This window comes from Thiofilum flexile DSM 14609, assembly GCF_000380185.1.
GTDB classification, from domain to species: domain Bacteria; phylum Pseudomonadota; class Gammaproteobacteria; order Thiotrichales; family Thiotrichaceae; genus Thiofilum; species Thiofilum flexile.
This window is the reverse complement of sequence record NZ_KB904802.1, coordinates 17,518-30,770: the sequence shown is the minus strand read 5'-3', so window position 1 is coordinate 30,770 and position 13,253 is coordinate 17,518. Positions and strand designations below refer to the sequence as shown.

The 13,253-nt window shown below is 43.3% G+C and carries 11 protein-coding genes; 8 read left to right on the top strand and 3 right to left on the bottom strand.

The window, feature by feature from the left end:
• The first annotated feature begins 19 nt into the window (after nt 1-19).
• A complete protein-coding gene (locus tag A3IK_RS0115325) occupies nt 20-586 on the top strand; it encodes a Uma2 family endonuclease (RefSeq protein WP_020560863.1) in 567 nt (188 codons plus the stop codon).
• 279 nt (nt 587-865) lie between these two features.
• Nucleotides 866-1,972, top strand: a complete 1,107-nt coding sequence (locus A3IK_RS0115320) for a hypothetical protein (RefSeq protein ID WP_020560862.1) — start codon at nt 866-868, stop codon at nt 1,970-1,972.
• 49 nt (nt 1,973-2,021) lie between these two features.
• Here the strand turns inward: A3IK_RS0115320 and A3IK_RS0115315 are convergent, their stop codons facing one another.
• Nucleotides 2,022-4,847 carry a valine--tRNA ligase gene (locus A3IK_RS0115315; protein ID WP_020560861.1) on the bottom strand — a complete coding sequence of 942 codons (2,826 nt, stop codon included), beginning with the start codon at nt 4,845-4,847 and terminating at the stop codon, nt 2,022-2,024.
• Between the two features lie 195 nt (nt 4,848-5,042).
• On the opposite strand from A3IK_RS0115315, the gene A3IK_RS0115310 reads away from it, so the two are divergent.
• Nucleotides 5,043-5,522 (top strand): hypothetical protein, encoded by a 480-nt coding sequence (locus tag A3IK_RS0115310; RefSeq protein ID WP_020560860.1) that lies wholly within the window; start codon nt 5,043-5,045, stop codon nt 5,520-5,522.
• 84 nt (nt 5,523-5,606) lie between these two features.
• On the opposite strand, the gene A3IK_RS0115305 is transcribed toward A3IK_RS0115310, so the two are convergent.
• Entirely contained in the window at nt 5,607-6,872 is a 1,266-nt protein-coding gene (locus A3IK_RS0115305) for an acetyl-CoA hydrolase/transferase family protein (RefSeq protein WP_026221014.1), read from the bottom strand.
• 436 nt (nt 6,873-7,308) lie between these two features.
• Between A3IK_RS0115305 and A3IK_RS20525 the strand changes: the two genes are divergently transcribed.
• Nucleotides 7,309-8,319 carry a hypothetical protein gene (locus A3IK_RS20525; RefSeq protein ID WP_020560858.1) on the top strand — a complete coding sequence of 337 codons (1,011 nt, stop codon included), beginning with the start codon at nt 7,309-7,311 and terminating at the stop codon, nt 8,317-8,319.
• Between the two features lie 67 nt (nt 8,320-8,386).
• Here A3IK_RS20525 and A3IK_RS0115295 read toward each other — a convergent pair whose 3' ends face one another.
• Nucleotides 8,387-9,478 carry an MBL fold metallo-hydrolase gene (locus tag A3IK_RS0115295; RefSeq protein ID WP_020560857.1) on the bottom strand — a complete coding sequence of 364 codons (1,092 nt, stop codon included), beginning with the start codon at nt 9,476-9,478 and terminating at the stop codon, nt 8,387-8,389.
• A 165-nt stretch (nt 9,479-9,643) separates the two neighbouring features.
• On the opposite strand from A3IK_RS0115295, the gene ndk reads away from it, so the two are divergent.
• The 4 genes from ndk to A3IK_RS0115275 are packed head-to-tail and all read left to right on the top strand — an operon-like array spanning nt 9,644 to nt 13,252.
• Nucleotides 9,644-10,072 carry a nucleoside-diphosphate kinase gene (ndk, locus tag A3IK_RS0115290; RefSeq protein WP_020560856.1) on the top strand — a complete coding sequence of 143 codons (429 nt, stop codon included), beginning with the start codon at nt 9,644-9,646 and terminating at the stop codon, nt 10,070-10,072.
• 36 nt (nt 10,073-10,108) lie between these two features.
• On the top strand, nt 10,109-11,248 hold the full coding sequence (rlmN, locus tag A3IK_RS0115285) for a dual-specificity RNA methyltransferase RlmN (RefSeq protein ID WP_020560855.1): 1,140 nt from the start codon (nt 10,109-10,111) through the stop codon (nt 11,246-11,248).
• Nucleotides 11,232-11,999: a type IV pilus biogenesis/stability protein PilW gene (pilW, locus tag A3IK_RS0115280; protein ID WP_020560854.1), complete on the top strand. Its 768-nt coding sequence runs from the start codon at nt 11,232-11,234 to the stop codon at nt 11,997-11,999. Before rlmN ends, pilW begins: the two co-directional genes overlap by 17 nt.
• A 35-nt stretch (nt 12,000-12,034) precedes the next feature.
• The gene (locus tag A3IK_RS0115275; RefSeq protein WP_083915754.1) at nt 12,035-13,252 is read left to right on the top strand and encodes a helix-turn-helix domain-containing protein; all 1,218 of its coding nucleotides are present in this window, start codon (nt 12,035-12,037) and stop codon (nt 13,250-13,252) included.
• Nucleotide 13,253 lies beyond the last annotated feature (1 nt).

Genomic DNA, 13,253 nt, shown 5'->3' with positions numbered 1-13,253 from the left:
CTAACTAAAGGTATGCGCTATGAACACTCTGCCTCAAACCTCACCTCCCTATATCACCGACACTGAATATTTAATGGGGGAAAAAATTGGCACTGAGCGCCATGAGTATGTTGATGGGCAAGTATACTTAATGGCGGGTGCTAGCAAGCGTCATAATCGTATTGCTAGGAATTTTATTAATGGCTTATCAGACGCTGCTGATGATAAGGGCTGTGAGATTTACTTTTCGGATATTAAAGTCAAAGTAGAGAAGTATAAAGCCTATTATTACCCCGATGTCGTCATTAGTTGTGAGGATAATGAGGATGATTACTATCTAACTAAGCCTTGTGTGATTATCGAGGTAGCCTCAGACTCTACCATTCGCAAAGATTACTTAGAAAAATCACTAGCGTATCAAAGCATACCCTCTTTACAAGCCTATTTAATTGTGGCTCAAGATAAAATGCAGGTAGATATTTTAATACGTGATGCTAATAATGAATGGCAATTAAGAAAATTAGATAAGCCTGAGGAGTCAATTTATTTCCCTTGTTTAGATAAGCACTTAAATATTAATGAAGTATATCAACATGTATTTGGTTAAAAATATCGATTAAGCGACTGTAAAATATGGGATTGTGCATATTTTAGATTGTGGCAAAGTAGGAATTTTTTTACCTACTTTTGGTTTTCTTATATCCCTCTAGTCAGGTCAAAATCAAAAATAATCTATTCTAACTTATTGATTTAAAAGATATTATATAATTTTCATCTCTCATGCACAAAATAAACCTTGTATTAATAATACGTTAATTTAAAACAATCTAATCTGTTCGAATATCATACAAAACTCTTAGGTATCTTTCTAAAATACAGGGCACTTATGTTTAATCAATATAATCAAAATAGATTTAATAATGACTGGTTCAATACTTTTGATAGAAAGTCTTTTGCCTTAAAAAAAGGGGATAGCACAAAAATAATAGATAGCCCTGCTTATATACATCAAAAAACATTTGATGAAATTGAAGAATTTATAAAAGAAATTTTTAAATTATCTTTACCTCAAATAAATATTGATAAATTAAATACTCACAAAGCAGTGATGGGACATCTCTCTAGCTACTACCGTACTTATTATCAATTAGGTGATCATCATATCTGTTTAGCTTTTTCCTTAAATAAAGAGTTTATGCTCATAGAAGCTGGCTTTCAAATTAAGGATTTTCTTATTTATGAACCACATAATAATTTAGTGTGGTTTGAAGAACTTTTTTTAGAAAAAAAAGACATTTTTCTCCAATATAAAGATAACATAAATGTATTAATGACAAAAAATAATACTGATACATTTATTAAAATAGATGATTTTCTTCCTAATAATCAAGCTGATGGTTTTTACCTTGATGATGAAATTGATTCATATCAATTATGCTGGCGTATATCTAGAGAAGAGGTAATCAAAAATCCTAATATTGATGCTGAAATTATCCGGCTATTACCCTGCTTTTTAGATTTTGCTCAAGAGCTTGATCAACGTATAACTGAAGTGAAAAATGCGGCAGTAGAACATGCTATTGAATTTGTCAAAAATTGGATGGAGCCATTGCTTGATGATATGATCGCTCACCAAGATCATGATGACTTCAGTTTTAAAACAAAACCAGACTTTCCTTATAGTTGTGGTAGGTATTTTTTAGATCAGGTATCTGGCAATTATGATGAGTCAATTCATGCCTTAATCTATCACTTATTAATCGGTTATGAATTATTAGAAGATATCATGAGCAAACAATACCAAACCGAAGCTTGTGAATATTTACATAAACACCGAAATTCTATTTATATGCCGGATTATGTTTTTGAAAGTGAATATTTATATAGCTTATTCGGCATGATAGACTATCAATGTATTAATTTTGTAGCCAAAAAATTTATTGAAAATGGTCTTGATGTATCTGATATTTACGCTGAGTATCTGGAAGATTAAAGATTAAAGATTAAAGGTGAGCACATTTTAATTGTGCCCACCTTTTTAATTACATCGCCTTTATTTTCTCTAACTGTCCCTGTAACTGCTCCATAGCTGCCCTTTGCTCCTCAGCTTGCTTTCTTGCTGTATCGAGCACTTCAGGTTTGGCTTTCTCCACAAAGGCAGGATTATTTAAGCGGCTTTCGACTCCACTTAAATTTTTCTGCAGCTTTTCGATCTCTTTGCTGAGACGTGCCATTTCAGCGTCTTTATCAATTAATCCGGCTAAGGGAATTAAAATCCGCATTTCACCGACCAAGGCCGTAGCTGATTCGGGTGCATTACTAGCCGCCTCTAGCCATGTCACTGTACCAATCTTAGCCAATGAACGGGCAAACGCTTCACTATTAGCAAAAAGCTGTTTGTCCTGTTCCGACCAATTTTGCAGCAGAATATCCAGCACTTGACTCGGTTTAATATCCATTTCGGAGCGAATCGTGCGAATACCCACAATAAATGCTTTGGCCCATTCGATCTCAGCGACAGCTTGCGCATCCATTTTAGACTCGTCTGCAGCCGGATAAGCTTGCACCATAATCGAAGAGCCAGTGATACCTGCTAAGCCTTTGATACTTTGCCAAATTTCCTCGGTAATAAACGGCATAATCGGGTGCAATAGGCGTAGAATATTTTCTAGTACACGTACTAAGGTTTGACGTGTCCCACGCTTGGCGGCTTCATTGTCATTGGCTTTACCTAAAATCGGCTTAGTTAGCTCTAAGTACCAATCACAGTATTCATACCACACGAACTCATACAGCGCTTTTGCTGCTAAATCAAAGCGATAGTTATCGAGGTGATCGCGGGTTTCGGTAATGGTTTTTTGTAAAGCAGCCTGAATCCAGCGATCCGCCACCGAATACTCCACCGGCAAAGCGGCATCTAATCCGGTGTCTTGCCCTTCACATTGCATTTCGACATAACGCGCGGCATTCCACAGTTTATTGCAGAAATTGCGATAACCCTCTAAGCGTTGTAGATCAAAACGAATATCACGCCCAGCCGTGGCAAAAGAGGCGAAAGTAAAGCGCAACGCATCCGTACCATAGGCCGCAATCCCCTCAGGAAATTGTTTACGTGTCGCTTTTTCGATTTTGGGGGCATCTTCAGGGCGCATAAGTCCGGTAGTACGCTTTTGCACCAAGGTTTCTAAATCAATACCGTCAATAATATCCAAAGGATCGAGCACATTACCCTTAGATTTCGACATTTTTTGCCCATCGGAGTCACGTACCAAACCGTGCATATATACATCATGGAACGGCACCTCCCCCATGAACTTGCTGCCCATCATAATCATACGAGCAACCCAGAAGAAAATAATGTCAAACCCAGTCACTAAGGTAGTCGTGGGGTAAAAATCCTTGAGAGCTTGCGCATCAACATTCGGCCAACCTAAGGTCGAGAACGGCCATAAGGCAGATGAAAACCAGGTATCGAGTACATCATCATCTTGGCGCAGGGCAAAATCAGGAGCGAGATTATATTTTTGCCGTACCTCTGCCTCATTACGCCCGACATAAGCCTTACCCTCTGCGTCATACCACGCTGGAATACGATGTCCCCACCAGAGTTGGCGTGAAATACACCAATCATCTAAATTATTCATCCATTGGAAATAGGTTTTATCCCAGGTACTAGGGATGAATTTAACCCGCCCACTTTCAACAGCCTCAATCGCTGGTTGCGCTAAAGCTGCTTTTCCGCCCTTACGACCATCATCGAGGGTTTCACGGGTCAGATCGATATACCATTGATCTGTAAGGAAAGGCTCAATGACTGTACCGGAACGATCACTGCGTGGAACCATGAGTTTATGGTCTTCAATTTTAGCGAGTAATCCTAACTCATCCATTTTTGCCACAATCGCTTTACGCGCGACATAACGCTCCAAACCACGATACTCGGCCGGAACTTCATCATTTAAATGGGCATTAATGGTGAAAATATTGATCAGAGGTAGGTTATGACGTTTACCTACTTGATAGTCATTGAAATCATGCGCGGGCGTGATTTTCACACAGCCTGTACCTTTTTCAGGGTCTGCATAGTCATCCCCTACTATGGGAATTAAACGCCCTACTAGCGGCAATAGTACCTGCTTACCAATTAAATGCTGGTAACGTGGGTCGGTCGGATGCACCGCAACCGCACTGTCACCTAGCATGGTTTCAGGGCGCGTGGTGGCTACGGTTAAATACTCATTAGTGGCCTGACCCGCAGCATCGGCTACCAGATAACGAAAATGCCACATATAGCCATTTTCTTCCTCCGATACCACTTCCAAATCAGAGACTGCGGTATGTAATACGGTATCCCAATTGACCAAGCGCTTACCGCGATAGATCAACCCTTCTTCATGTAAACGCACAAAGACTTCAATGACGGCCGCTGATAAACCCTCATCCATAGTAAAGCGTTCCCGCTCCCAATCGGGCGAAGTTCCTAAACGGCGTAATTGGCTGGTAATGGTATGACCGGATTGCTCTTTCCACTGCCAAATTTTTTCAAGGAATTTTTCCCGACCTAAATCATGGCGGGTCACCCCTTGTTTATTGAGTTGACGCTCCACCACCATTTGTGTGGCAATTCCCGCGTGATCTGTACCGGGTTGATACAAGGTTTTATCACCTTTCATGCGGTGATAACGAGTCAGGGTATCAATGACCATCTGATTAAAGCCATGCCCCATATGCAACGTCCCGGTCACATTCGGTGGCGGAATCATAATGCAAAAAGGAGTACCGTTACCTTGGGGTGCAAAGTAACCCTGTTGCTCCCACTCTTGATACCAGCGTTGTTCAATGTCTTTAGGTTGATAGGTCTTATCCATGAGCGTCAGTCAGCTAATTCTTAAAAGAGAGGCATTATAGCGGTATTTAAAGACTTTGGCATACCACACTCCACTATCCCATTAAAGCTCAATCGGTCACTCCTTAACCATTTCGCCCCCACATTGGAGTAAACCTGCATTAAGCTCAAGCGTTCATTATACTGCCGACTTCCATTTGTATAACGAGGTATCAGGATGCGTATCTTAGCTCCTCTACTTATAACAATTTTATTGAGTAGTTCACTACTGGCTTTACCTGCTTATGCCGATACTAAATTAGAGCGGGTCGTGAGCCGCTATTTAGAAGGGGTGGCTAAAGTATTAAAGGGTAAAGAGCAAAGGGGTGTACGGAAAGCTGCTTTAGGGGATTTGGATAATGATGGCGATAAAGATCTAGTGGTATCGTTTTTATTAGAAGGGGTCGGTGAGGAGAAAAGTTGGGGGCAATATATTGCTATTTTCCGCAATGACCGGGGTCAATATAAAGGGATTACGGATGAGGTAGTGGGCGGTAAGTTTTTCCGTTACTTCAATCTCGAAGGGGTATTAAATCAGCGCATTATTGGGATTACTGAAACCTGCCCCAACCATACCCCACAAGGCTCCTGTGATAAACCCGCCCTTGGCACAGTGTCACTGACCTTAGTCAAAGATAAAGTGGTAGAGCGTAAATAAGTACTTTGGTCTACCTACTTAAACACTTTGTTTTCATCTGAAGTGGTCGCCCTAAGTCACACCACTTCAGATCTCTACTGATGACTATACACCAGCGGCTTGAGCGAGTTGCTCTCTGAAGTCAGGATGCGCAATTTGAATCAGTTTTTGCGCCCGTTCGCGGATACTACATCCCCGTAATGAAGCTACTCCAAACTCGGTGACAATATGATCAACCTGAGCGCGAGAAGTCACTACCCCTGCCCCTTGACTGAGACTTGGTACAATACGTGACTGCTGTCCTCTCATTGCGGTAGAGGGTAAGGCAATAATAGAGCGGCCTTTTTTCGAGAGTTGCGCCCCCGTGACAAAATCTACCTGCCCACCAAAACCAGAATAAATATTATGCCCCATGGAGTCGGCACAGACCTGTCCAGTTAGATCAATTTCAATTGCACTATTAATCGACACGGTTTGGGGGTTTTTACGGATCACGGCTGGATTATTGACATACTCAATATCCAAAAACTGCACATTAGAATTATCATCCACAAAATCATATAAATCGCGTGATCCCAGCACAAAGCCGGTCACAATCCGCCCGGTATGAATCACTTTGCGGCTATTATCGATGACGCCGGCCTCGACTAGGGGTATGACACCATCCGAGAACATTTCGGAATGTATCCCTAAGTGTTGATGATTACTTAAACCTGCTAAAGCGGCATTCGGAATCGCGCCAATCCCCATTTGCAAGCAATCACCATCTCGAATTAATTCCGCAATATAACGCCCAATTTGAGCGTGAGCGGGGCTGGTATCCTTAGCTTTTAATTGGGGGATTTCGCTCTCTACCTCTACCGCATAATCAATATCCCGCCAAGCAATCACTGCATCACCAAGAGTACGCGGCATTTGTGGATTGACTTGGGCAATAATGGTTTTAGCCGCTCGACACGCAGCTAAAGTGGCCTCGACTGAGACACCTAAAGAACAATAGCCATGCCGATCTGGGGGTGATACCTGAATCAGTGCCACATCAATCGGTTGCTCTCCACGACGAAATAGTTTGGGAATTTCAGAGAGAAACACGGGTACATAATCCGCCTTATTTTGATTAATCAGCGTACGGCTGTGTTTACTAGCAAAATAGCAACGATTACGTAAATGCCCCTCTAATTCAGGTTTAGCCAATACGTCCGCATGCTCTAAATGTAATTGTAATAACTCTACGCCCTCTAACGTCATCACATGTTCAGTGAGAGCGGCTAATAAGACATAAGGAGTGGCTGCCATAGAATGACACCAAACCCGTTGTCGAGAACGAATAGGTGATACAGCTTCTAGCGGGGTGTTACAGATTATGGTCATTGATTACAACTCTTATTGATTAATTAAATAAGTCTATTTTATTGATCAATCATGACACCAAATTGAATACCTAGCTTACTCACTAGGGTGTAGCTCAAATTTAAGCAAAATAGTATTAATAATTGAGCTAATGATCAGCTATCTAAGCCTCTATAGTATAGCCTAAATGGTTTCGCACCCAACTACTTTAGTGCTCTTTTTTGTATTATGAGGTCGCCACTCATGCGTTTTATCCCCTGACATACAGGGGAAGTAACCTGCGCCTATCAGACAAATGGACTCGATAATCTGTTAGTAGCTATTTTTTTTCATAAGAAATCTAAGCTTTTAATTACTAGTAGGTGAAAGGTACTCCATCTAACTCACATCATTATAACTAACCAATCGAGACCTCATAACCCTGCTACTGCAAGATCAATTACTAAAGGGTTAGAAAATGCTCAATCTTAACCAAATCAATACTACCCAGACTGGCACTACGGCTGGCGGTACTACTACAGGTGGTGGTAGAGGTGTAGGTAACAATCCCTCTAATCAATTATCAGCTCTCTTTCAAGGACTAGGCGGCGGCGGTTCCAGCCATGGTGGTGGTATATCACTAGGCGGCGGTGGGACTAATAATCTCATGGCAATTCTCATACAGCTCCTACAACAAATTGGAGCAGGTGGGGCTGGTGGCACAGGTGGCGGCAGTCTTAATCTAGGTGGACTCCTAGGCGGCCTTTTAGGTGGCGGCGGTGCTGGAGCTGGTGGTACAGGCGGTGCTGGTGGTACGGGCGGCACTGGCGGCGGTAGCAGTGTTGGTGGTGGTAGACCCGTTGTTGTTGGTAATGGTGCACAAGTCTGGGGTGACCCACACTTTAAAGGTGCCGAAGGTGATACCTATAATGTTAAAGGGGATGATAATAAAGTTTATAACCTCTTGAGTGATAAAGGCGTTCAACTGAACTCTACCTTTAAAGGCAACCTCATGCAGGATTTTGGTCTGACCGTTGGCAATGACAAAATCTCGTTTGATAAAGCCGGTAAACTCAAAATTAACGGTCAAGAACAAAAAGACGGCACTTACTTAAACGGTGCAGTAGAGAAAAAAGGTAGCACTGTAAAAGTCAAAGCGGGTGAATATAATCTCTCGCTCATCACTAAAGGCAGTTATATGGATGTTAAATTTGCCAGCCCCAATGTGGCTACCGATGGGGTCATGCCACATGGTCTATGGGGTCAAACCGCCGATGGTGATGGTAAGAAACGTACCGGAACGGATACCGATGGTAGCGGAGCACTTGAACGTTTAGATGGCACTATGGCGAAAAAAGGTGATAAAACCTATAAGCTTTACGAAGTAAAAGATATTTTCGACACGGGCTTTGTTAACTTCAATCGCTTCACTGGTAATAATGCGGGTGATAAGGTAGTAGCCACAGCAGCTACAGGTGAGGCTGAATAATACTTTAGCTTTACTCAACTTAAGACCTACACTAGCTACTAGTGTAGGTCTACTAGCGTTCTTATGGTTAACGATAAGAGCCTAGGGCTTCAGCCACCATTTCAGCTTGAAATGGTACAGAAGCCTCAAAACCATAGTAACTACCATATTTAGGGCGTAAGGTATTGGTGGTCTCCTCTGCTACAGCACGCAACCAACCCGCCGCAGCGGCCTCATGATTATTCATCTCTTTATTAAAATACTTACCCGCATCCACAGCCTGTTGTGCTTTCAATACTGCATCACGTAGATCAGCGACATAGGTCTGCATAAAAGTAATGTCAGCGTGACTACCGATATTCCCATGTCCACCACTGAAATATTTCCAATCCCCTGCTGCGAGCTGCTCCAAATTAGCCGTTAGATAAACCGCATTTTCCGAACCGCCAAAGCCTAAATAAGGCATCTGGTCAGGATTAGTCATATCGGGTGCATGTAGTACCCCTTCCTCGACCATGAGCCAAGCCGCTGAGTCATCGGTATGAGCCGCACGTTTAAAACCTTGGGCTTTGAGAGTCAGCTTTTCAAAACTGGCTGTACCCCCATCAAAGGCTACCGTTTCAGTTGGAGCTGGTAGGGCTGATTTCAGGTATTGCTGTTTAGCAGCAGTGGCATCGGTGGCAATAATGCGTAGTGGCTTACCAGCAGCTTTAGCCGCTTCCACAAATAAGGAGGCATCACCAATATGATCGGCATGATCATGTGAGTAAACCAAAGCCGTAACGGGCAAAGCGGTAACACTAGCAATGGCCTTTTGTACCGCAGCACCGGAGCCTTCGCCTAGTGGATCCATTAATAGTACGCCCTCATCCCCCACATAAAAGAGCGTGTTATAAAAACCAGTCTGTACCCAATAGGTGCGCTCGGTCAAACGTTGTAGAATCGTTTCACCTGCCTTATTCCGTTCGGTCAGGCGATCAATTTTTTCACCCACTATCAAAGGACGCGAGGCTGAAGGCTCTACATACTTAGTACCTGACACTGTCGCGGCATACCCCTCTTTGGGCATGAAATTAATATCAGGAGCCTGTTCTGCAGAGGCGATACTAGCTGCACTAGTGAAGAGAGTGGCACTCAACAATGCAACTGCCAGACTAGAACGTGTGGTCAGATTAGACATTGGGTTTCCTTGTATGATGAACGGGTGGTGATTGTATTACCAGTTTCATTAAAAGATAAAACACACCTAGAAAGAAACAGGAATATGTTTGCTACTACGCCCTAGTGTCATTACAATTGCGCCCTTATTGAAAATCCTTGATTAATTAGCTTTTGGAGTATCACTGTGGCTATTGAACGTACTATCTCTATTATTAAACCTGATGCAGTCGGCAAAAATGTTATCGGTAAAATCTACACTCGCTTTGAAGATGCGGGCTTACAGATTATTGCAGCACGTATGCAACACCTCACCCAAGCAGAAGCCGAAGGTTTCTATGCGGTACATAAAGAGCGCCCTTTCTTTAAAGATCTAGTGTCTTTCATGACCTCAGGCCCTGTGATGATTCAGGTCTTAGAAGGTGAGAATGCGGTCGCTAAAAACCGTGAATTAATGGGTGCTACTAACCCTAAAAATGCTGAGCCTGGTACTATTCGTGCTGATTTTGCTGACAGTATTGATGAAAATGCAGTGCATGGCTCTGATAGCCAAGAAAATGCGGCGATTGAAATTGCCTATTTCTTCGGCGACACATTATGCCCACGCACTCGCTAAGGTGAGAACGATTAAGTGACTACTTCTGCCCCTGAAATGGTTATAAGCCCTGTCTCAAACAGCGCTAAAGTTAACTTATTAGACTTTAGTCATGAGGCCTTAAAAGCCTATTTTATCTCCATCGGTGAAAAACCGTTTCGCGCCACTCAAGTGATTAAGTGGCTGCATCAAATGGGGGCAGATAGTCTCGATGCCATGACTAACCTCAGTAAGTCATTACGTGCCTATCTGCAAGAGCATGCGGAGATTCGTGCTCCTGAAGTCGTCCTTGATCAAAATGCTTCCGATGGCACCCGTAAATGGCTACTCAAACTGCCAGAGGGTAATGCCATTGAGATGGTATACATCCCTGAAGAGGATAGAGGTACGCTCTGTATTTCCTCACAAGTAGGCTGTGCTTTAGATTGCACCTTTTGCTCGACTGCACGCCAAGGCTTTAACCGTAATCTTAAAGTGTCTGAGATTATTGGACAGTTGTGGTTAGCTAGACGTTTACTGCAAGAAGAACCCAAAGGTCCACGCGTGATTACGAATGTTGTCATGATGGGTATGGGCGAACCCTTGCTCAATTTTGATGCCGTCGTACAAGCACTAGAGCTGATGCTAGATGATAATGCTTACGGTTTAAGCAAACGGCGCGTCACCGTGAGCACCTCAGGCGTTGTGCCAGCTTTAGATCGCTTAGGGGATGTGATTGATGTCACCTTAGCGGTATCCCTGCACGCACCGAATGATGAGTTGCGCAATCAACTAGTACCGTTAAATAAAAAGTATCCTATTAAGGAATTACTGGCGGCTTGTGAGCGATTTTTAGATAAAAAAGGCTCAAACCGCGAAAAAATTACTTGGGAATATGTGATGCTAGATGGGGTGAATGATAGCGATGAGCATGCGCATCAATTAGCTAAAATTCTAAAAGGTATCCCTTCAAAAATTAATCTCATCCCTTTTAATCCGTTTCCAGAGACGCGCTATAAACGCTCTAGTAATAATCGGATTCATCGATTTGGCGACATTTTAGCACAAGCCGGCTATACTGCGATAACAAGAAGAACACGGGGCGATGATATTGATGCCGCCTGTGGTCAGTTGGCGGGACAAGTCAATGATCGCAGCCGCCGCGAAATACACTTCGCCCGTATTGAAAAGGGCAATAACAATGAAAACAAGTCTTAGATGGTTGGTCATCAGTAGTGTATTAGTAGGGGTATTAAGTGCTTGTAGTAGCACCGACTCTACTACTAGTACGGCAGGTAGCAGTGGGGGCGATGCGGTTAAAGCGGCCTCTTATAATGCACAGTTAGGGGTGGGATATTTACAAAGCGGGCGCTTAGATTTAGCCAAAGAATATTTAGATAAAGCACTGAAATATCATCCACAATCAGTGGATGCTAATCATTATTATGCGTTGCTACAAGAACGCCTCAAGGATGATGCTAGTGCCACGCGCTATTTTGCTAAGGCCGTACACTTAAGTAAAACGCCCAGCCCAGAGCTTATGAATAACTATGGCTCACATCTTTGTCGAGTCGGGCAATATGATAAGGCGATTACAGCCTTTAAAACGGCATTACGTGATCCGCTGTATCGTACGCCGGAATTTGCCTATACTAATATTGGTGTATGTTTAACCAGAAAAGGGCATCCGACTGAGGCAATAAGCTATTTTCATCAGGCTTTACAGGCAAATGAAGATTTTGGTTTAGCACTCTATCAATTAGCAGAGTTGAATTATAAAAGCCAAGATTATGCCAAAGCACAAGCCTTTTGGTTTAGATATCGGGACAATGCGCCTGTAACACCAGAGTCGCTGATGTTGTGTACCCAGATCGGTAGGGCTTTAAATGATACTGCTCAGGTCGAGCAATGTACTCAAACATTATTGACACGTTTTCCTAATAGTGCTGAAGCACAACGACTTAATTAATAATCATTGATTGTGATAATGAAATCAGAGGGACTATGACACAGCCAACAGAGAACCGTACACCACAAGGATCGTCCTCTGTTCAAGCAGGCGACTTGGCTAAACAACTCAAAGCCATACGAGAAAATACGGGTTTTGATCTGGATAAAGCGGCTGAGCATATGCATTTGTCTCGCCAAATTTTAGTGACCTTGGAAAATGAGGATTTTGCTCATTTGCCCGAGCCGCCTTATGTACGGGGTTATTTACGTAGCTATGCACGTTTAGGGGAACTCGATGCCGCGCCCTTAATTCGTAATTATGAAATTTTGCGGGGTGCTGATCCTGATGCGATGGAGAAACACTTTTCGCCCTTGAACACTCAACGCACCGCTCCTCGTATTTCCCCCGAAATGGCTCGTTTGGGCGTCATTGCTTTATTAGTATTATTGTTAATCTTGATTAGCATGATTCCGGGGGTACGTAATTGGGCACAGACGACGTGGAATGAGTTTGCCTATAAGACGCAACAAGCAAATTTGCAACGCCAAGCGGGCTTAACAGGTGCGGCGAATCCGGGTATGGATAGTCCTACGGCCTCCACCGCAGGTGCAGTGACTCGCCCGACCACGCCAGCGGCTCAAGCCATAGCAGCCGATCAGCCTGTAGCAAATACACAAGATTTACCCAGCACAACCACTAGTACGGTTACTCAAAGCTCTAGCACTAGTACAGCTACGAGCACTGTTGCGCCCGCTGTGAATACACCTGCTACAACCACTAATACTGTTACAACGGATGTGAATGCACCGGCTACTTTAGCCAATGGCCTACCCAATCCAGCTGTACCTATTGCTACTGCTGCACAAGCCACCGCACCGCAGCCGCAAAGCCATGATGCGCCCACGACCAATATTGTGACTCCGCCCCCACCGCCTGCTACTGACCCTAATCCGTCTACTCCAGAGACTACTACACCTGCGGCTACCACCGATAGCAGTACCGCAGAAGCGGCTCAGGGTAATCCACTTGGTACAGAGGTCGCCATACGCATTGAGTTTGAGCAAGAAGTATGGATGCAAATTAAGGATGCTAAAGGCAAACGTATTTTTGAAGCCTTAGGTGCGCCCAATACTGTTAAAGAACTCAGTGCAAAAACACCCATGCTGTTTAGAATTGGTAATGCTACAGGGATGAAACTCTTACTTAATGGACAACCCTACGATCTCACGCCTTATACTCGTGGTAGTGTTGCGACTTTCAAGGTTGAATAAT

What these genes read in the sequence shown, in the direction of transcription:
- A3IK_RS0115325 (WP_020560863.1), top strand. Translation starts at nt 20, where the DNA reads ATGAACACTCTGCCTCAAACCTCACCTCCCTATATCACCGACACTGAA.
- A3IK_RS0115320 (WP_020560862.1), top strand. Translation starts at nt 866, where the DNA reads ATGTTTAATCAATATAATCAAAATAGATTTAATAATGACTGGTTCAAT.
- A3IK_RS0115315 (WP_020560861.1), bottom strand. Translation starts at nt 4,847, where the DNA reads ATGGATAAGACCTATCAACCTAAAGACATTGAACAACGCTGGTATCAA.
- A3IK_RS0115310 (WP_020560860.1), top strand. Translation starts at nt 5,043, where the DNA reads ATGCGTATCTTAGCTCCTCTACTTATAACAATTTTATTGAGTAGTTCA.
- A3IK_RS0115305 (WP_026221014.1), bottom strand. Translation starts at nt 6,872, where the DNA reads ATGACCATAATCTGTAACACCCCGCTAGAAGCTGTATCACCTATTCGT.
- A3IK_RS20525 (WP_020560858.1), top strand. Translation starts at nt 7,309, where the DNA reads ATGCTCAATCTTAACCAAATCAATACTACCCAGACTGGCACTACGGCT.
- A3IK_RS0115295 (WP_020560857.1), bottom strand. Translation starts at nt 9,478, where the DNA reads ATGTCTAATCTGACCACACGTTCTAGTCTGGCAGTTGCATTGTTGAGT.
- rlmN (WP_020560855.1), top strand. Translation starts at nt 10,109, where the DNA reads ATGGTTATAAGCCCTGTCTCAAACAGCGCTAAAGTTAACTTATTAGAC.
- pilW (WP_020560854.1), top strand. Translation starts at nt 11,232, where the DNA reads ATGAAAACAAGTCTTAGATGGTTGGTCATCAGTAGTGTATTAGTAGGG.
- A3IK_RS0115275 (WP_083915754.1), top strand. Translation starts at nt 12,035, where the DNA reads ATGACACAGCCAACAGAGAACCGTACACCACAAGGATCGTCCTCTGTT.